Annotated in this window: 1 protein-coding gene; it reads left to right on the top strand. The window is 69.8% G+C overall.

Going from position 1 to position 772, the window contains the following annotated elements; all coding sequences use genetic code 11:
- A partial coding sequence (locus tag JQK88_RS35505; RefSeq protein WP_203281241.1) for a DUF5801 repeats-in-toxin domain-containing protein occupies window positions 1-772 on the top strand: 772 nt, incomplete at both ends.

Genomic DNA, 772 nt, shown 5'->3' with positions numbered 1-772 from the left:
CGGCCGTGACGAGCGGCACGGCGTCGGTGCGCCACGACGAGACCGCCGGGGTGCAGGCCGACACCGACGTCGACGGCACAGTGATCGCCTTCGGCGCGACAACCGTCGCGAGCCTGTTCACCAACGTGCCGTCGCCTGGCGACGATCCGGATGTGGCGGGCACCGGCGCAATCGGCTTCGCCCGCAGCTCCGCTTCGTTGCTGACCGTGACCGGCGGCAGCGCCGGGGCCGATGGGCCGGCGGCGCAGGAGCTCAGCTATGCGCTGAGCGTGGTCAACGGCACCGACTCTGGGGTGGAGACCACCGCAGGCACCAAGATCTTCCTGTATAACGGCACCGGCACCGCCGCAGGCCTGATTCTCGGCCGGGTCGGCACCGAGAACGCGGGAGGTGACACCGCCGATCCCGCCGGCACGGTGGCGTTCGCACTGGCGACGAACGCGGCCAATGGCGAGGTCTTCCTCTCCCAGTATCTGTCGTTGAAGCATCCGACCGGCGGCGCCTCGTACGATGAGACGATCACGCTGGCGTCGGGCGCAGTGCAGATGAGCGTCACCCGTACCGACGGCGACGGCGACACCGCCACCGACTCCGGCAACGACATCGGCCTGCTCGTCAAATTCGACGATGACGGGCCGACCATCGCGGCCGTGACGAGCGGCACGGCGTCGGTGCGCCACGACGAGACCGCCGGGGTGCAGGCCGACACCGACGTCGACGGCACAGTGATCGCCTTCGGCGCGACAACCGTCGCGAGCCTGTTCACCAACGT

The sequence above is a fragment of the Mesorhizobium caraganae genome, from assembly GCF_016836705.1.
Taxonomy (GTDB): Bacteria; Pseudomonadota; Alphaproteobacteria; order Rhizobiales; family Rhizobiaceae; genus Mesorhizobium; species Mesorhizobium caraganae.
This window is presented reverse-complemented; position numbering and strand designations above follow the sequence as displayed.